The sequence below is a fragment of the Gemmatimonadaceae bacterium genome, from assembly GCA_036504815.1.
GTDB lineage: Bacteria > Gemmatimonadota > Gemmatimonadetes > Gemmatimonadales > Gemmatimonadaceae > PNKL01.
The window spans coordinates 134,137-152,609 of sequence record DASXUN010000021.1 but is presented as its reverse complement, the minus strand read 5'-3'; the positions used below and the strand labels follow the sequence as shown (position 1 = coordinate 152,609).

Below are 18,473 nucleotides of genomic sequence, written 5' to 3'. Positions count from 1 at the left end.
GGTGGCTTCACCGGGGCCTTCGTCGCTCACGGACTAGAAGTCCGTGTGCTCGGTACGCCGGATGATCTCGTCCTGCAGCGCTTCGGAAAGGTCGCAGAAGTAATCGCTGTAGCCCGCCACGCGGACGATGAGATCGCGATGCGCCGCGGGGTTGGCCTTGGCTTCGCGCAGCAGGTCGGCCGTGACGACGTTGAACTGCAGGTGATGCCCGTCGAGCTTGAAGTACGAACGGACCAGGCTGTGCAGGTTGTCGATGCCGTTGTCGCCCGCGAGGAGGGACGGCGCGAACTTCATGTTGAGCAGCGTGCCGCCGGTCTTCACGTGATCCATCTTCGCCGCCGACTTCAGCACGGCGGTCGGGCCCGTCCTGTCTGCACCCTGCACTGGAGAGATGCCCTCGGAGACCGGCAGTCCCTTCAGGCGGCCGTCTGGTGACGCCAGGCAGACCTCGCCGAAATAGACATGGCAGGTGGTGGGAAGCATCTCCAGGCGATAGGCGCCGCCCTTGGTGTTGGGGCGGCCGTCGATGGCCCCGAAGAGCATCTGGAAGGTACGCGTCATCAGGGCGTCGGCGTATTCGTCGTCGTTGCCGTACTTGTGGGTCTTGTTGAGCAGGCGCTGGCGCAGCACGGCCTCGCCGTCGAAGTCGGCATCGAGAATGCCGACGAAGCGCGCGAGCGGGAGGTCACCGCGGTCGTAGACGAGCTCCTTGAGCGCCGCGAGCGAGTCGGTGATGCTGCCGATGCCGACCGCCTGGATGAAGGTGTTGTTGTAGCGGGCGCCACCCGCGTTGTAATCCTTGCCCCTCGCGATGCAATCGTCGGTGATGACCGACAGGAAAGTGTGCGGCATCCGCGTGGCGTAGAGCCGCTCGATGAGCTGGTTGCCGCGGATCTTGATGTCGAGCACGTGCCGCACCTGTGCCTCGAAGGCGGCAAACAGTTCATCGCAGGTCGCGAACGATGCGGGATCGCCGGTGCGCGCGCCGACGTACTTGCCTGTCCGCACGTCGAAGCCGTCGTGCAGGGCGAGCTCCAGCATCTTCATCAGGTTGAAGTAGCCGGTGAGGATGTACGCTTCCTTGCCGAAGGCGCCGACTTCGACGCACCCCGAGCAGCCGCCCTCGCGCGCATCCTCGAGCGTCTTGCCCTGCCGGAGCTGCTCTTCCACCACCGCGTCGGCATTGAAGAGCGAGGGAAAGCCATAGCCGTTGCGGATGACGCGCAGGGCGTGCTTGAGCACGGCATCAGGCGTCTTGCGCGAGACCTGCATGTTGCTGCTGGGCTGCAGCAGGTGGAAATCGTCGATGACGTCGAGCAGGAGGTGGGTCACCGCGTTGGCCCCATCGGCTCCATCGCGCGTGAGGCCGGCGAGATTGATGTTCGCGAAGTCGGTGTATGTGCCGCTCTCGGCGGCCGTCACGCCCACCTTGGGCGGCGCGGTATGGTTATTGAACTTGATGAAGAAGCACTCGAGCAGCTCGCGCGCCGATTCGGGCGTGAGCAAGCCGTCGGCGAGTCCCGCCTCGTAGAACGGGCCGAGATGCTGGTCGAGATGCCCGGGGGAGAAGGCATCCCAGCCGTTAAGCTCGGTGATGACGGCAAGGTGGCAGAACCAGTAGTACTGGAGCGCCTCGTGGAAATCGCGCGGGGCATGCGCCGGGACGTGCCGGCAGGCCTGGGCGATCTTGAGCAGCTCCAGGCGGCGCGCGTCATCCGATGTGGTGAGCGCCTCGACGGCGGCGAGATCGGCGTGACGCTCGGCAAACCGCATGACGGCATCGCAGGCGATGGACATCGCGCGGAGCTGCTCGCGCCTGTCGAGCGCCTCGGGGTCGCGTTCGAAATTGAGTGCGTCAATGGCCTGCGCGATCTCGACCTTGAAGTCGAGCATCCCCTTCCGATAGAGCTTCCCGTCGGCAACGGTATGACCGGGAGCGCGCTGCTCCATGAACTCCGTGAAGCAGCCGGCCGCGTAGGCGTCGTGCCATTCCGGCGGCAACTGCGCGAACATCTCATCACGCACTGAACGGCCGTGCCAGTAGGGGATGATCTCGCGCTCGTACAGCTCGACGACCGACGCGTCCACCTTGTACGAGGTCTTGGGGCGCGAATCGAGGATGCGCAGGTCATCCGCGCTGTGGCAGGTCAGCTCCGGATAGGTGGGGACCGCCTTGGGCTCCGGTCCACGTTCGCCGACGATGAGTTCCCCGTCGCCCATCCAGAGGGTCTTCTTGTCGCAGAGCTCGTAGAAACTGCGTGCCCGAAGCACGGGCACGGAGAAGCGACCAAGGTTGGCCTTGTAGAACGCGGTGATGAGGGCGGCGCGTTCGCCACTGAGCGACGGAACGGCGTCGAGGCTCTCGCGGCGCAGGCGCTCGGTGCGCGCGGACGTGGCGGTGCTGAGGCTGTGGGCGGTCATGCGGCTTGTCCTCCGATGGTCGCCATCAGGCCGCGCTGCTCGAAGCGGGCGACGATGGCGGCGAGCTGATCCGGCGCCGGCGTGGCCGTGCCGTGCAGGGCGTAGTGCTTGCCAAGGCGGGCGAACTTCGCTTCGCCTGTCGGGTGGTAGGGAAGCAGGCTGATGTTGCGAATGCCCGGGATCGCCCGCAGGAAGTCCGCCGTGTCGCCGAGGTTCGCGTCATCATCGTTGACGGCGGGAATGATGGGTATGCGGATCCAGATGTTCGCACGCATTGCGGCGAGCGTCCGGAGATTGTCGAGAATGCGCACATTCGAGACGCCGGTGGCGGCTTCGTGACGCGCCGCGTCCATCAGCTTGAGGTCGTACAGCACGAGGTCGGCGTGTGCCGCGGCATCGCGCAGATGTTCCCACGGACCGAAGCCGCACGTATCGAGCGCGGTGTGCACGCCCTCGGCGCGCAGGCGGCGCAAGACGTCCGTGACGAACGGGGCCTGCACGAGGGGCTCCCCGCCGGAGATGGTCACGCCGCCGCCGGACTCATCGAAGAAGATGCGGTCGCGCAGCAGGGTGCCCACGAGTGTCGCGGCATCCGTGCGTTCGCCGACGTGCTGCAGCGCTCCAGTGGGGCAGGCCTCGACGTCGCAGATCTCCTTTCCGACGACGACGGGGTTGGCAAGTTCCTCGTCGGTGCATCGGCCGCATTGCATGCAGCGGTGCCGGAGCCGCACGAAGCTCGGCGAGACTTCCTGACTTTCCGGGTTATGGCACCACGAACAGGAAAGCGGGCATCCCTTCATGAACACCGTGGTGCGCACGCCCGGACCATCATGGACCGAGAAGCGCTGGATGTTGAAGACGAGGCCGGTGGCGGTCATTCGGCGCCGTCACCCGCGCCCGCATCGTCCGGTGCCGTCGCGTGGCCGGTGCGCGCGGCGAAGTAGTACGCGTGGATGTACTTCTCCTGCACGGTGAACGACCAGTGCACGTGCTGCAGATGATCGGCGGCGGCCTCGACATGGCCGCGCTCGAGGAGCGCGAGGAACTCCTCGTGCTCGACGACGGAGTGCTCCTCCCACGCCTGCATCATCGTCTGGCGCCGCGGCCAATCGTAGAGGCGGCGTTTGAGGAGGTGCACCTGCGCGACGAGACGAGCGTTGTCGCTGCGGCTGAGGTAGACGTCGTGGAAGGCGAGGTTGGCGCCGTAGTAACGATCGAAGTCGCGCGCGGCGACGGCGGTGGCCATCTCGGCGTCGAGCACGCGCATGCGCGCAAAGTCGGCCGGGCCGAGTGCGAAGCCGACCGCGCGAAGGGCCGCAGCCTCGAGGGCGCCGATGATCTCATAGAAATGACGGATATCGTCGAGCGTGAGATCGTTGAGGCGAAAGCCGCGGCGGGGGAGGACGGTGACGAAGCCCTGGCTTTCGAGGTTGAGCAGGGCTTCGCGGAGCGGCGTGCGACTGACGCCGAGCCGACGCGCGAGGGCGTTGAGATCGAGAAAGGCGCCGGGTTGAAGGCCGCCGCTCGCCATTTCGGCGCGCAGGACGTCGTAGACCAGCTCTCTGAGCGAGCGGGGGACGAGTTCGAGGTGCGGGGGCGCCGGTTCGGTCAGCCGGGGGGGCTGGGTTCTACGGATGGTCTTCCGGCGCGCGGGTTTCTTGGGACGCGCCATATATCAACTAATATATCAGTTGATATTCGTGCCGTCTATACCATATAAGCCGTGAATTATCAACACGTTACATCATAAGCCCATTTCTGCGCCGCTACCCTTTCGGCAATACCAGCACCGCCTCCGCACCTCGCGTCCCGACGCGGTTGCGTAGCACCAATGATCCGCCGTGCCCTTCGGCGATCTGCCGGCAGAGTGCCAACCCGATACCTGAGCCACTTGGCTTGGTCGTGAAGAACGGCACGAAGAGGTTGGCCGACTGCGGCACACCGGAGCCGTCATCCACCACGCGTATGGTGATCCGGCTCAACCCTTCCTCCCAGCACACGGCCACGTCGCCACCCATTTCGCGCGTCGCATCCACTGCATTCGCCACCAGGTTGATGAGCGCCTGCTCGATCTGATCGACGTCGAGCAGCGCGTGCACGCCGTCGCGGCCGACGACCTTCACTGACGCGCGCGTCTCCAGGGCCGCCACGCGACGCACCAACTCGGGCACGTCGACGTTCGTCCGCCGGGGCGCCGGCAATCGGGCAAGCCTTGCATATGCGGCCATGAAGCGTGTGAGCGCCTCACTCCGTCCGGCGATCACGTCGAGACCGCGACGCAAGTCCTGGTCCCAGTCAACGGGGCGCTCGTCGCGACGCGACAACTCGGCAAGGCTGGCGGCGATGGAGCTGATGGGAGCCAGCGAGTTGTTGATCTCGTGCCCGATCACGCGCACGATGCGTTGCCACGCCTGGCGCTCCTCCTCGCGCAGCACCCGACCGACCTCGGTCAGCACGAGCAACTGCATGGGATGCCCGCGCTGACGGAAGGTGCTCCGCCGCGCCACCCATCGCCCCTCCACCCCAGGGATGCCCATGCCCATTCCCGGGCCGAGGTCTTCACGCAGGAAATCTGCAAGGCCGAGCTCGCCCGCTCCCTGACCGATCAGCCGTTCGCTGGGCGCGCGCAGCAGTTGTTCGCCCGCGCGGTTGGCGAGCACGAGAACTTCTTCGTCGTCGAAGGCGAAGAGGGCGACGTCAATCTCCTCCATCGCGCAACGCAGCAGCGCACTGGCCTCGATGGCGCCGAGCCGCTGTTCGCGCAACGTGTCACGCAGCGCATTCACCTCATACAGCGCGAGTCCGAGGGCATCGTCGGGGTTCGCGCCACGCCCACGCACCGAGAAATCGCCCTCGCGCAGTGCGGCGAGCAGGTTGGCCACGGTGTTGACGGGATGAATGGACGCGTCGCGCAACGCGATGCTCACCAGCAGCCACCAGAGGACCACGGCGCCGGCGACGGTCCAGACCGTACGCACCGCGTGGTCACCGGTGAACAGCAGGAGCAACGTGGCCAGCACGGCTGGCAAGCCCGCGAGCAGTGCGTAGGCCAACAGGCGCGATTCGTACCGCCAGGGCCGCGCCGCGCGCGCCTCAGAGGCCATATCGCTCCATGCGCCGATACATCGCCGAGCGACTGAGGCCGAGGAGACGCGCGGCGCCCGCCACGTTGCCGGCATTGCGCGCGAGCGCCTTCTCGATGAGCGCACGTTCGACTTCCTGCAGCGTGAGATCCTCGAGCGGCGCTTCCGCGTCGCCCGCATTGGCGTGCAGGCCCAGGTCGGCGGCGCAGACCGCGTCGCCATCGGCCAGCAGCACGGCGCGCTCGACGGCGTGGTCGAGTTCCCGGACATTCCCCGGCCACCGATGGGCGAGGAGCGCATCCATCGCGCTGCCATCAAACCGGCGCACGGTGGCCTGATATCGCTGTGCGTGTCGCGCGAGGAAGTGGGCCGCTAGGAGGGGAATGTCCTCGACGCGCTCGCGCAGCGGCGGCAAGCGTATCTCTATGGTATTGAGGCGGAAGAGCAGGTCTTCACGAAACCGGCCGGCGGCCACCTCCTGCGCCACGTCGGCGTTCGTCGCGGCGAGCACCCGCACATCAAGCTGGCGCGTCCGGGACGAGCCGATGCGCTCGAACGACCGCGTTTCCAGCACGCGCAGCAGCTTGGCCTGCTGCTGGGGTGAGGTGTTGGCGATCTCGTCGAGCAGGATGGTGCCGCCATCGGCCAGTTCGAATCGTCCCATACGGTCGGTCTTCGCGTCCGTGAACGCGCCCTTCACATGCCCGAAGAGCTCGGCCTCGAACACACCGTCGGGCAGCCCGCCCACGTTGACGGCGATAAGCCCACGGGCGCTGCGCGGCGACGCCGCATGAATCCATTGTGCCACGAGCTCCTTGCCGGTGCCGTGCTCGCCGAGGATGAGGGCGTTGGCATCGGATGGGGCGACGCGCTCCATCAGCCGGAGCACGGGTTGCATTGCCGCCGATTCGGCGATGAGCAAGGGAAGTCCGTCGCGGCGCAGCGCGCGATTCTCCCCTTCAAGCCGCTGCGTCTGCCGCAGCGCGCGCCCCAACTCCACCTGCGACGCGACGATGGCGAGCAGGCGCGTGTTATCCCACGGCTTTTCCACGTAGTCGCGCGCGCCGCGACGGATGGCTTCCACCGCGCCACCGACGCTTCCCCACGCAGTCATCACGACGATGGGGACGGTGGAATCGGCGGCACGGACGCGGGCAATGAGGTCGAGTCCTTCCTGCCCGCCGGTCGTGTCGCGCGTGTAGTTCATGTCGAGCAACAGCGCGTCGAAGTCGCGCGCATCAAGCGCGGCCAGCACCGCACGCGGCGATGCGACGGCCTCAACGTCATATCCGGCGCCCCTGAGCAGGATGCGGAGCGCCTCGATGACATCGCCCTGATCGTCGGCAACGAGGATGCGCGGTGCGGGCGACGCAGTCATGGCATCAGGCACTCCAGCGGCAGGCAGGGGCGGAGTCGCAGTTCAGTGATCATCTCGCGCACCCGACAGCCGCGCAAGTCGCCGCGTGCGGCTGGTCGCGCGACGCGGTGCGCGAGCCACGCCTGCCATACGGCGGCAGCCGCAACGCGGTTCCAATCGTCAGCGCGGACAGGCGCGATCGGTGCACGGTCGGGAGTGCTTCATACCTGACGGTGAGGCGCGCCGTGCGCAGGACTTCCACGCCCAGCTGCACGCTCGCGCCGGGCACCGTGGTTCGCTCGAACCCGGAGAGGCGGACCACCCGCGGACCTGCGGCGACACCGACGTACAGCACGAGGGCGCGCGACCGCTCGGCATCCACCGGGCGATACCGGACGCCGGCGCTGACGGCGAAGATGCGCGCCGTCGAATCCGCGGACGCGATGCGCGAGTCGTTCAATTCGAAAATCGGTGCATACCCGCGCCGTTGCGGCCGGTAGAGTTCAAACGATGGCGACCAAGTGCCCTGGCCGAACCGGACGCGAGCGGCTCCATCCATGAACCACGTATAGGTGACGCCGACCAGCAGCGAATACCGCTTCCCGCGAATCCGCACGAACCCTTCGGGATACCACCCGTCGTCCGTGGTGGTGGCTGGGGCCGGAACGATGGAATCGGATTTGGTGGCGGGCCCCTGACCGATGCCGGGCTGCGGAACGGCCAGCGCCAATGCGGCCACGCACATCGTGGTGACGAAGGAATGGCGGTTCCTGTGCACGTCAATCGGCACGGAGCGCCTCCAGGGGTGAGATGCGCACCACGCGACGCGCGGGAATCCACGCCGCCATCAGCGTGATGAGGCCGAGCGCAAGCGCGACGGCGCCAATCACGGCGGGGTTCCGGGGATCGGTCTCGTACAGGATCTCCTGCATGCCACGCGAGAGCAGGAGGGCACCGCCAACACCAAGCACGACGCCCGCGACGGCAAGGGTCGCCGACTGCCGCAGCACCAGCCTGACGATGTCGGCCGGGGCGGCACCGAGGGCGATGCGTACCCCGAACTCGCGCGTCCGCTGTGCGACGCCGTACGCCACCACGCCATAAGTGCCGGCTGCGGACATCAACAGGGCAACGATTGCGGCGACGGCAAGCATGCCGGCCGTGGCGCTTTGCGGGGACGTCGCGCTCGCGACCACGCGAGGCATCGTCGCGACTTCACCGGCGGCGAGCCGCGAGTCAAGCGCGGCAATTTCGCGCCGGATGCCCGGCATCAATGCCTCCGGATCGCCGCCGGCGCGCACGACAAGCGTCATCGACCGCGCCGGCCACTGGCGTGCGGGAACGTACAGGACCGGGCCGGGGTCACGCGTGGCCAGCGGATTTCCGCGAACGTCGGCCACCACGCCGACGACTTCAATCCACCTACCGGCGTCGCCGTCAAGCGCTCGGGTGCGGAGGCGCTTGCCAACTGCGCTCTGTCCCGGCCACAGTCGCTTGGCGGCCGACTCACTGAGCAGCGCAACCGGCGTTGCATCCTCGCGATCGAACGCGCTCAGCACGCGGCCGCGCACCAGCGGAATGCGCAGCGCCTCCGCATACGACGCGGAGACCTGGCGCAGGCCGATGCTGACGGCGTCTTCCTTGCGCAGGAGAGGCTGTCCTTCGACTTCCACCGCGGTGCGCTGATCGGTCCACGTCATGGGGAGCACGGTCGTGACGCCGGCCGCCTCGACGCCGGGCAGGGCAGCCACGCGCTTCTCGAGATTGTCGAAGTAGGTGACGACGACGCTGTCGGACGGATAATCCTTCTCGGGGAGCGTCACGCCGAGCGTCAGCACACCGGTGGTGCGGAATCCCGGATCGGAGAGCGCTATGCGGCGGAACGTGTCCACCATCAGCGTGGCGCCCACGATGAGCTGCAAGGCCAGTGCGACCTCGACCACGACGAGGGCATTGCGCAGGTGTCGCGTGGAGCCGGTGCCAGTTTCGCCACGGCCGCCATCGCGCAGGGCGCTTTGCACATCGGCGCGCGCCGCAGTGAACGCCGGTGCCATACCGAACAGCAGGCCCGATGCCATCGCGACCACGGAGGTCAGGACGAGCGCACGCCAGTCAAGCTGCAGTTGACCGAAGCCCGGGATGTACGCCTGCACTTCGACGGGAACAGAGCCGCCGAGCGCGCCGAGTCCCCAAACCGCCATCACGCATCCGAGTGCGCCACCCAGAGCCGAGATGATGAGACTCTCGGCGAGGGTTTCTCGCACGATGCGCAGCGGCGATGCGCCGAGGGCGAGCCGCACCGCGATCTCCCGGCGACGTCCGGTTGCACGCACGAGCAAGAGATTTGCGGCATTGGCGCAGGCGATGAGCAGGACGAACGCCGCCGAGGCGAGGAGGACGATCATGAACGGACGCGGTCCGCTGCCGAAGAAGGACTCCGCGTCCTCCACGCGAAAGCTCCAGTCGGCACTGGCTTCCGGGTACGTGGTCGCGAGCCGGGCCCCCAGCATTGATACTTCGGCCGCGGCCTGCTCCTCCGTCACGCCATCGCGAAGACGCGCCAGCACCAGGGCAGAACGCGCCCGACGCTCGGCCGCCTCCGCCGTGGTGTAGGCGAGCGGCGTCAGCAGCTGGGCGCCGGCCGGGAACATGAAGTCCTGCGGCAAGATGCCGACCACGGTGTATGGGTCGCCGTTGATTCGCACACTGTGCCCGACGATGGTCGAGTCGCCGCCGAAGCGGCGCAGCCACAGCCCGTAGCCGAGCAGGATGACGCGCTCGACGCCCGCCTGATCGTCCGCCGCGGTAAAGTCGCGGCCGAGGATCGGCTTGCGGCCCAGCGCGCGCAGCATATTGGCGGAGACCTGCGCCGCCGTCACGCGCTCCGACAGGTCCGCGCCCTCGATGTTTGGCTGCCAATAGCGCGCCGCCGCCACCGCGGAAAAGGATCGCACGGTGGCGAGGTCGCGGAAGGCGGCGGGAGAAACGCCTTCGTAACGCTGCGGGGCCTTGATGGGCGACTCCCAGACATGAAGCAGACGATCCGCGCCGCGCACCTGCGGCAGCGGGCGGAAGGTGAAGGCGCTCGCCGTGCCGTACACGGTCGTCACGGAGCCGATGCCGAGCGCCATGCAGAGCGCCGCCAGCACGGCCAGGCCGGGGGCACGGCGGAGCGCACGCCACGCGTAGCGGACATCCTGGATCAGCGCGTCCATGCTTCACCTCGCGTTTCATCCACCACGCGGCCGTCGAACAGGTGCACCGCACGGTCGGCGTGATTGGCATACCGCGCGTCGTGCGTCACCATGCAGATGGTCGAGCCGCTGCGATGCAGCTCCTGCAACAGTGCCATTACCTGCTCGCCATTCACCGAATCGAGATTGCCGGTGGGTTCATCAGCGAGGAGAATGAGCGGCTCGCCCGCAACGGCGCGGGCGACGGCCACACGCTGCTGCTGACCGCCGGAGAGCTGCGACGGGAAGTGACGCATGCGGTGCGCCATGCCGACGCGCTCGAGCGCCGCCTCGACGCGCCGCTTGCGATCGGCGGCGGCGAGCTTCCGGTAGGTGAGCGGAAGCTCGACGTTCTCGTAGACGGTGAGCTCGCCGATGAGGTTGAAGGCCTGGAAGATGAACCCAATCTGCTCGTTTCTCAGGCGCGCCCGCTCGGTGGCGGAAAGACTCGCCACTTCACGTCCGCCGAGCTGGTATTCGCCCTCGCTCGGCGCATCGAGCAGGCCGAGAATGGAGAGCAGGGTCGTCTTGCCGCACCCGGAGGGACCCGCGATGGCCAGGTACTCGCCCGGACGGATCTCGAGGTGCACGCCCTCGAGCGCGTGCGTCTCGACCTCATCGGTGAAGAAGACCTTCTTGATGCCGTTCAGGCGGATGATGGCGGTGGTGGACGGAGCGGTCATTGGAGGCATGCTCGAGGCGTGAGTTAGCGAATGCGGACGCGCGGGACGTTGTCCCACTGCGACATGTCGGAGACGATGACGCGATCGCCGGGCTGAAGTCCGCGGAGGATTTCAATGGCGTTGACCGAGGCGCGCCCGAGTCGAACGGGAACGCGCTCCGCGGTCTTGCCGTCCGGCATCAGGCGAAAGAGGCTGACGGAGGCATCGGATTGGCCATACGCGGGGCGACCGACGTACAGCACCTTGGAGAGGCGTTCGAGTTCGACGGTTCCCTCGACCGAGAGATCGGGGCGGGCGCCGCGCGGGAGGGCGCCGTCGAAGGCAATGTCGACGGAAACCGTACCGCCCTGTGACGCGGGGTCAACGCGCGCCACCCGGCCCGCGACGACGCCATTGCGCGTGTCAACGCTGGCCGACTGACCGATGACGACATCGCGCGCCTGCGTCTCGGGGATGCGGATGACCGCCTTCAGCCGTCCGGGTTCGACGATGCGTGCCAGCTGCTGGCCGGAGATGACCCACTGCCCCGGCTGCAAGTCGAGGTCCTGCACGACGCCATCCACCACGGCCGTGACGACCATGGAGCGCACGCGCTCCTGCTGGAACTGGGCGATCGCGCGCATGCGCTCCACCTGCGTGCGTTGCAGCGCCACCTGCGAATCGACCGCCTGCGACATCAGACGCAGGCGGGCCTGTTCCGCCTCGAGCCGAGCGGTGAACTGGGTGGCGTTGTCACGACTGCGTGCCAGTTCGTGTGGCGACACCAGGTTCCGGCCGGCGAGCGCCTCGGTGGCGACCGACTCGCGCTCGGCCTGCTGCTGCTGTGCCCGAATGGTCGCGACGGTCGCGCCCTGATTCAACCGGCTGGACTCGAGCGTGGTGCGGAGCTGGAGCAACTCAGCTTCGGCGGCGGCCAGCGCGCGCTGGGCCTCGAGCGCTTGGAGTTGAACGTCCGGATTGGTGAGTTCCAGGAGGACGGCGCGCGCGGAGACTGCCGCGCCGCCGCGATAGTTGACGCGCTCCACCCGCCCAGCGGTCACGGCCGAGACGTAGCGGATGCGTTCGGGCTGCAGCGATCCCGTTCCGTGGACGGCGCGCAGCATCGGTCCGAGTCGGACCGTATCGATCATCAGGGCGGAGCTCTCCACCGCTGGAGCGGCTGGACCGATTCGTGAGAGCACGGCGGTGACGACCACCAGCGCAACAACGCCAACCGCGATCGCCACGCGGCGCTTCTTGGAATTTCTGGCAGGTCGGGCGATGTCCACGGGTTACTCCTCATTCGGTGAGTCATCCGTGAGAAAGGCACGAAGCGTACCAGAGCGTGCGAACTTGTTAAGTGGTGCATGTTCAACGCCTTAGCATTTGGTGCCACCGCCTGCTCAAAGCGATCAGCGTCCGGTTGTGGGACGCAAAATTTCGGAAGCGGACGCATCGCGAATCCGTCGCGCGTTTCTGCACCCGAAGGACGCAGACGGTTTCGATGCCGCTTCAGGTTGCGCCCGTTGTGCACCAAGTTTCCGGGGTCACATGTCCGTCGAATGACCGGACGTTGTCGGCAGCCACTGTTCGAACACGCAAGAACAGGAGAGGCAGGGTGAGCGAGATTGACCGAAGGGACTTTCTATCTGGCGTCGCCGCCACCGTCATCGCGGCCTCGGGGCTTGAGCTAGCGCATGCCGCCGGGTCGGATCAGCAGGGCTCGAAGCAACGCACCGACCCGCGTCCGGCCCTGGCCGCACTTGCCTATACGCCACTGCCACTCGGCACCATTCGTCCCCGTGGGTGGCTTGCGCGCCAGTTGCGCATCCAGGCCGACGGCCTGAGCGGACACCTCGACGAGTTCTGGCCGGATGTGGCACAAAGCCAGTGGTTTGGCGGCAACGCCGAGGGATGGGAGCGCGCGCCCTATTGGCTGGATGGCGCGATTCCGCTGGCGTGGCTTCTCGACGATGCCGCCCTGAAGGCGCGCATCACGAAGTACGTCTCGTATATCGTCGAGCATCAGCGCGCAGACGGCTGGTACCACGTCTACCCGGAAGATGCGGTGGCCAAACGCTACGACATGTGGGCCATCCTGCTCGCCAACAAGGTGCTGGTGCAGTACCACGAGGCCACCGGCGACGCACGCGTCCTCGAGGCGGTGACGCGCAGCCTGCGCGCGCTCTCCACCGGCCTCGACCGCACGCCCCTCTTCGATTGGGGGCGCACGCGCTGGTTCGAGGGGGTGATTGCGACGTACTACGTCTATGAGCGCACACACGAGCCGTGGCTCCTCGACCTCGCGCGCAAGCTGCGCGCCCAGGGCGTGGACTTCGAGGCACTCTACGCGACCGACGACATGAAGGTGCCGACGCCGCGCCGGGGCCTGTGGAAGTGGACCAAGCACGTGGTGAACGCGGGGATGTCGCCGAAGGCCGCGGCGCTCAGCTGGCGCCTTGACCAACGCGCCAATGATCGGGCGTGGCCACGGAAGATGATCGACTTTCTCGACCGCTACCACGGACAGGCGAACGGGATGTTCTCGGGCGACGAGACGCTCTCGGGAAAGAACCCGGTGCAGGGAACGGAGTTGTGTTCGGTGGTGGAGTTCATGTACTCGCTCGAGACGCTCGTCTCGGTCTTCGGCGATCCATACTTCGCCGACCGGCTGGAACGCGTGGCGTTCAACGCGCTGCCGGCGACGATGAAGCCGGACATGTGGGCGCATCAGTACGACCAGCAGGTGAACCAGGTGCAGTGCACCGTGAATCCCGATCACGGGTGGTCGTCGAACGGGCCGTCGTCGAATCTCTATGGGCTCGAGCCCAACTACGGCTGTTGCACGTCGAACATGCACCAGGGATGGCCGAAGTTCGCGGCGCATCTGTGGATGCGCTGCGCTGAAGGCGGCTTCGCTGCCGTCGCCTACGCGCCGTGCAGAGTGATGGCGGATGGCGGAGGGCAGAAGACAGAGATCGTCTGTGAGACGGAGTATCCGTTCCGCGAAACGGTCACCATCACCGTCACCACGGAGAAGGCAGCGCGGTTCCCGGTGCTCCTGCGCATTCCGGGGTGGGCCAACGGGGCGACGGTCAAGGTGGATGGGGCGCTGGTGGCGAACGCAAAGCCGGGAACTTTCCATCGGGTGGAGCGCGAGTGGCGCGGGAGCACCACGATCACCCTGCGCTTTCCGATGCGGCCCACGATGGCGGTGCGCTACAACGACCACGTGGCGATCGAGCGCGGACCGCTGGTGTACTCGCTGCGTGTCGGCGAGGAGTGGACGCGCATCAACGCGGACAAGCCACATCGCGAACTGCCGCATGGCGACTGGGAAGTTCGGCCGGCGACGCCCTGGAACTACGGCATCGTGGTCGAGAAGGGCACACCGGTCGGGCTGACGTTTGCGGAGAAGCCGATCGGGGACATTCCGTTCTCGCCGGAGGGGGCGGGTGTCGTGGCACGCGTCTCGGCGAGGCGCATTCCGAGTTGGGGCATCTCACGCGGGTGGGCATCGGAGATCTCGTCCACCGATGCGGAATGGGCAGACGCGTCGAAGCGGCTGAGCCTGGAGCCGGTCGAGACGGTGGAGTTGATTCCGTATGGATGCACAAATATTCGCATCACCGAATTCCCGAGAGTCAGAGGGTGACGGAAGACGGTGGACGGAAGACGGCAGACGTTGCACTGCAATGGAGCACTTCATGAAGCTGGTTTCACTCTTTCTCACGCTTGCTGCCGCCGCGCTTGAGGGGCAGGGGCCTGGCGCGGCGATTCCGCTGCCGGAGCATCCGCGCCCGGATTTTGCGCGGGCCGAGTGGGTGAACCTGAACGGCCGATGGCGATTTGCCTTTGATGCGTCCAACGGTGGTGAGCGCGCCGGGTGGGCGACGGGGACGCTTCCCGGAACGCGCGAAATCGTGGTGCCGTTCTCGTGGGGATCGACACTGTCGGGCGTGCCAGACTCAGCGGACATCGGGTGGTACTCACGCGCGATAACGGTTCCATCGTCGTGGAAGGGACGCCGACTGGTCGTGGTGTTCGGGGCCTCGGACTGGCGCACGACAGTCTGGCTGGACGGCAAGCAAGTCGGCGAGCATCAGGGTGGATACACGCCGTTCTCGGTGGAGGTGACGGCGCAGGCGAAGCCAGGTACGGTACAGCGACTCACCGTGCGAGTGGACGACACGCCCCATCCGTTCAAGCTCGAAGGCAAGCAAGGGTATGGCAAAGCGCGCGGAATGTGGCAGACGGTCTATCTGGAGGCGCGCGGGAGCACGCCGATTGACGCGGTGCACTTTACGCCGCGCGCGGACCTGGCTGGCGTCGGGATGGATGTGCGATTGCACGAAGCGGCGCCGCGCGACCTTACGTTGCGGCTGGCGTTCGCGAGCCGGCCGGAGCGAGCCGAGGTGACCACGCGCATCGCAAAGGGAGCGACAACGGCGCACGTCGATGTGGCGATGTCGGGTGCACGAAGGTGGTCACTCGAGGACCCGTTCCTTTATGGCGTGACAGTGACTGTTGGGTGCACGGGCACGGGCACGGTGGGGTGCACGGGAACGGAGTTTCACGAAGATCGGGTAGAGACGTACTTCGGAATGCGGACGCTTGGCGTGACGAAGCTCCCCGGGACGGACATTCCGTACGTGGCGCTGAACGGCGAGCCGGTCTACCTGCAACTGGCGCTCGACCAGGCGTACCATCCCGACGGCTTCTACACATTCCCGACCGACAGCGCGCTGCGCAACGAAATCCTGATGGCGCGGCAAATCGGGCTCAACGGCCTTCGTGAGCACATCAAGATCGAGGCGCCGCGCAAGCTCTACTGGGCCGACAAGCTGGGCGTGCTGATCATGGCGGACGTTCCCAACTGGTGGGGCCCGCCGGATTCCGCGGCCTTCCGCGAGCACGAGTTCGCCCTGCGCGGGATGATCGACCGCGACTACAACCATCCCGCGGTTTTCTCATACGTGATGTTCAACGAAACCTGGGGCCTGCACACCAAGGTTGGCGATCGCGACCGCTACCTGCCAGAAACACAACGCAAGGTGGCGAGCGTCTATCGCTTGGCGAAATCGCTCGACCCGACGCGGCTCATCGAGGACAACTCGATCTGCTGCGGGATGGGGCACACCGAGACCGACCTGAACAGCTGGCACGAATACCTGCCGGGGTGGCGCTGGGCAAGGTACGTGCAGCGGCTGAGTGACAGCACGTACGCGGGATCGCCGTTTCATTTCATGCCGGGGTTCACGCAAGGCACGCAGCCGATGCTGAACTCGGAGTTCGGGAACGTCTGGGGCTACAACGGCAGTACGGGCGACGTGGACTGGAGCTGGGACTATCACCGGGCCATTGACGCCTTCCGTCGCTTTCCGAAGGTGAGCGGCTGGCTGTACACCGAGCACCACGACGTCATCAACGAATGGAACGGCTACTGGCGCTTCGACCGCACGTGGAAGGAAACGGGGCTGGGCGATCTGGTGCCAGGGATGTCACTGCGCGACCTGCACGCGTCGCTCTACATCGCGGTAGGGGACTCGCTGCTGAGCCACGACGTGGCTGCCGGCGTGCACGTGGACGTGCCGCTCTACGCATCGTTCCTGAGCGGCAGCGCTGCGTTCGGCGACACGCTGATGCTGCGGGCCGAACTGTATGGATGGAACGCCTACGGCGAGCGGAAAGTGTACGGGACATACACGAGGCGCGTGCCCTACCGCCCGTGGATGTCCACGCCACTGGCACCACTGACGGTGACGATGCCAAGCGAGCCGAGCGTTGCGGTGCTGGCCGTGCGACTGGAGGATGCGGCGGGGACGGTGCTGCATCGCAACTTCACGAGCTTTATCGTGGCGGGTGCAGTACCGGCAAGCGGGGTGATGGCAGATGGCCGCCGTGTGCGCACGGCGAGCATTGGTGCTACGGCGATGGCGGATGGTCGATGGTCGGTCAAGCAGTGGACGGTGCTCGACAAGAAATACAACGGCACCGGGAGCGGGTATGTGGAGTATCGCCTGCCGTGGCCGGCAGGACTGAAGGCGAGCGATGTGGCGAGCGCCACGTTCCTCGTCGAGGCGTCGGCCAAGCGGCTGAACGGCAAGGATCGTGACACCACGGCTGCGGGTGGCGGCGACTACATGCGCGGCGGCGGCTTCCACGATCGCAGCGCGAACAAGAACAGCTACCCGATGACCAGCGCGTACAAGTACCCGAGCGCGGTTACCGTGCGCGTGAACGGGGAGATTGCGGGGCAGCGCGAGCTCGCCGACGATCCGGCCGATTCACGCGGCATCCTCAGCTGGCATGCGCAGCCGTACGACCGGACACTGCACGAAGCGGGATCATACGGGGAGCTGCTCCGTGTCCCGCTCAAGGCGGCTTCCATCGCGGCATCCGAACGAACGGGCGAGATTGTCATTCGCCTGGAAGTGAGCGACGCACTCCCGGGCGGACTTGCCATCTACGGCGCGCGTTTCGGCCGCTACCCCATTGATCCCACCGTGCTCTTTGTGCTTCGTGACAACGCCCCATGACGGTCCAGAGGACCCACCTATGCTCAACGCCACCCATCGCGGGATGCGCCGCGCTCTTGTCCCACTCCTGCTGGCGCTCGCCGCGTGCGGACGGGCCGGCGAACAGGCCGCGGGTGTCGCGGCGATGACACGAGCACCCTTCGGAACGGCACCGGGTGGTGAGGCGGTGGACCTGATCACGCTGACGAACGCGCACGGCGTGGAGCTGCGCGCGATGACGTACGGCGCGATCATCGTGTCGCTCAGGGTGCCGGATCGCACCGGTCAGCTCGGCGACGTGGTCCTCGGCTACGATTCGCTGGCAGGCTACGTGAAGTCATCGCCGTACTTTGGCGCGGTCGTCGGCCGCTACGGCAACCGAATTGCGAAGGGGAAGTTCGCGCTCGACGGCAAGACATACACGCTGGCGGTGAACAACGGACCCAACGCGTTGCACGGCGGCCTGAAGGGGTTCGACAAGGTGGTGTGGAGCGCCGACACGGTGCGGTCTGCCCACGGCGTGGGCATCAAGTTCCGCTACCTGAGCAAGGACGGCGAAGAGGGGTACCCAGGAAACCTCGACGCGACCGTCACGTACACGCTCACCGACAACAACGAAGTTGAGATCGGCTACGAGGCGACGACGGACAAGGCCACGCCAGTGAACCTGACGCAGCACTCGTATTTCAACCTGGCCGGGAAGGGCGATATCCTGGCCCACGTGCTGACGCTGAACGCCGATCGCTTCACGCCGGTGGATTCGACGCTCATTCCAACCGGAGAATTGGCACCGGTGGCGGGAACGCCATTCGACTTTACGGCGCCACACGCGATCGGCGAACGGATCGGCGCCGACCACCAGCAATTGAAATACGGTGGCGGATACGATCACAACTTCGTGCTCTCACGATCGGACACGGGACTGACGTTGGCCGCGGTGCTCAAGGAGCCGTCGACCGGTCGCACGCTCGAGGTGCGCACGACCGAACCGGGCGTGCAGTTCTACTCAGGCAACTTTCTCGACGGCACACTGACGGGGAAAGGCGGCGTCGTGTACCAGCACCGGACGGGGATGTGCCTTGAGACACAGCACTTCCCGGACTCACCGAACCAGAAGACGTTCCCGAGCACGATTCTTCGGCCGGGAGAGACGTTCCGGTCGAAGACGGTGTGGACGTTCAGGGTCGAGTAGGGTGGGT

12 protein-coding genes are annotated in these 18,473 nt (G+C 66.6%); 3 read left to right on the top strand and 9 right to left on the bottom strand.

Going from position 1 to position 18,473, the window contains the following annotated elements; all coding sequences use genetic code 11:
• Positions 1-33: 33 nt before the first annotated feature.
• From hypD to VGJ96_10260, 9 genes are all read right to left on the bottom strand, one after another.
• Positions 34-2,421 carry a trans-4-hydroxy-L-proline dehydratase gene (hypD, locus tag VGJ96_10300; GenBank protein HEY3287493.1) on the bottom strand — a complete coding sequence of 796 codons (2,388 nt, stop codon included), beginning with the start codon at positions 2,419-2,421 and terminating at the stop codon, positions 34-36.
• Positions 2,418-3,299: a glycyl-radical enzyme activating protein gene (locus VGJ96_10295; GenBank protein ID HEY3287492.1), complete on the bottom strand. Its 882-nt coding sequence runs from the start codon at positions 3,297-3,299 to the stop codon at positions 2,418-2,420. The genes hypD and VGJ96_10295 overlap by 4 nt, the downstream gene beginning before the upstream one ends.
• Positions 3,296-4,093 (bottom strand): GntR family transcriptional regulator, encoded by a 798-nt coding sequence (locus VGJ96_10290; protein ID HEY3287491.1) that lies wholly within the window; start codon positions 4,091-4,093, stop codon positions 3,296-3,298. The genes VGJ96_10295 and VGJ96_10290 overlap by 4 nt, the downstream gene beginning before the upstream one ends.
• A gap of 94 nt (positions 4,094-4,187) precedes the next feature.
• Positions 4,188-5,525 carry an ATP-binding protein gene (locus VGJ96_10285; GenBank protein ID HEY3287490.1) on the bottom strand — a complete coding sequence of 446 codons (1,338 nt, stop codon included), beginning with the start codon at positions 5,523-5,525 and terminating at the stop codon, positions 4,188-4,190.
• On the bottom strand, positions 5,515-6,882 hold the full coding sequence (locus VGJ96_10280; protein HEY3287489.1) for a sigma-54 dependent transcriptional regulator: 1,368 nt from the start codon (positions 6,880-6,882) through the stop codon (positions 5,515-5,517). Before VGJ96_10280 ends, VGJ96_10285 begins: the two co-directional genes overlap by 11 nt.
• A gap of 49 nt (positions 6,883-6,931) precedes the next feature.
• Entirely contained in the window at positions 6,932-7,651 is a 720-nt protein-coding gene (locus VGJ96_10275; GenBank protein ID HEY3287488.1) for a hypothetical protein, read from the bottom strand.
• The gene (locus VGJ96_10270; protein ID HEY3287487.1) at positions 7,641-10,076 is read right to left on the bottom strand and encodes an ABC transporter permease; all 2,436 of its coding nucleotides are present in this window, start codon (positions 10,074-10,076) and stop codon (positions 7,641-7,643) included. The genes VGJ96_10275 and VGJ96_10270 overlap by 11 nt, the downstream gene beginning before the upstream one ends.
• Positions 10,064-10,777 carry an ABC transporter ATP-binding protein gene (locus tag VGJ96_10265; protein HEY3287486.1) on the bottom strand — a complete coding sequence of 238 codons (714 nt, stop codon included), beginning with the start codon at positions 10,775-10,777 and terminating at the stop codon, positions 10,064-10,066. Before VGJ96_10265 ends, VGJ96_10270 begins: the two co-directional genes overlap by 13 nt.
• Positions 10,778-10,800: 23 nt before the next feature.
• On the bottom strand, positions 10,801-12,045 hold the full coding sequence (locus VGJ96_10260) for an HlyD family efflux transporter periplasmic adaptor subunit (GenBank protein ID HEY3287485.1): 1,245 nt from the start codon (positions 12,043-12,045) through the stop codon (positions 10,801-10,803).
• Between the two features lie 329 nt (positions 12,046-12,374).
• Between VGJ96_10260 and VGJ96_10255 the strand changes: the two genes are divergently transcribed.
• From VGJ96_10255 to VGJ96_10245, 3 genes are read left to right on the top strand one after another with little or no spacing between them, the layout of a single operon-like run.
• The gene (locus tag VGJ96_10255; GenBank protein HEY3287484.1) at positions 12,375-14,411 is read left to right on the top strand and encodes a beta-L-arabinofuranosidase domain-containing protein; all 2,037 of its coding nucleotides are present in this window, start codon (positions 12,375-12,377) and stop codon (positions 14,409-14,411) included.
• 52 nt (positions 14,412-14,463) lie between these two features.
• Entirely contained in the window at positions 14,464-17,295 is a 2,832-nt protein-coding gene (locus tag VGJ96_10250) for a hypothetical protein (GenBank protein ID HEY3287483.1), read from the top strand.
• A gap of 19 nt (positions 17,296-17,314) precedes the next feature.
• Complete coding sequence (locus tag VGJ96_10245) at positions 17,315-18,466, top strand: aldose epimerase family protein (protein HEY3287482.1); 1,152 nt, start codon at positions 17,315-17,317, stop codon at positions 18,464-18,466.
• Positions 18,467-18,473: the final 7 nt, after the last annotated feature.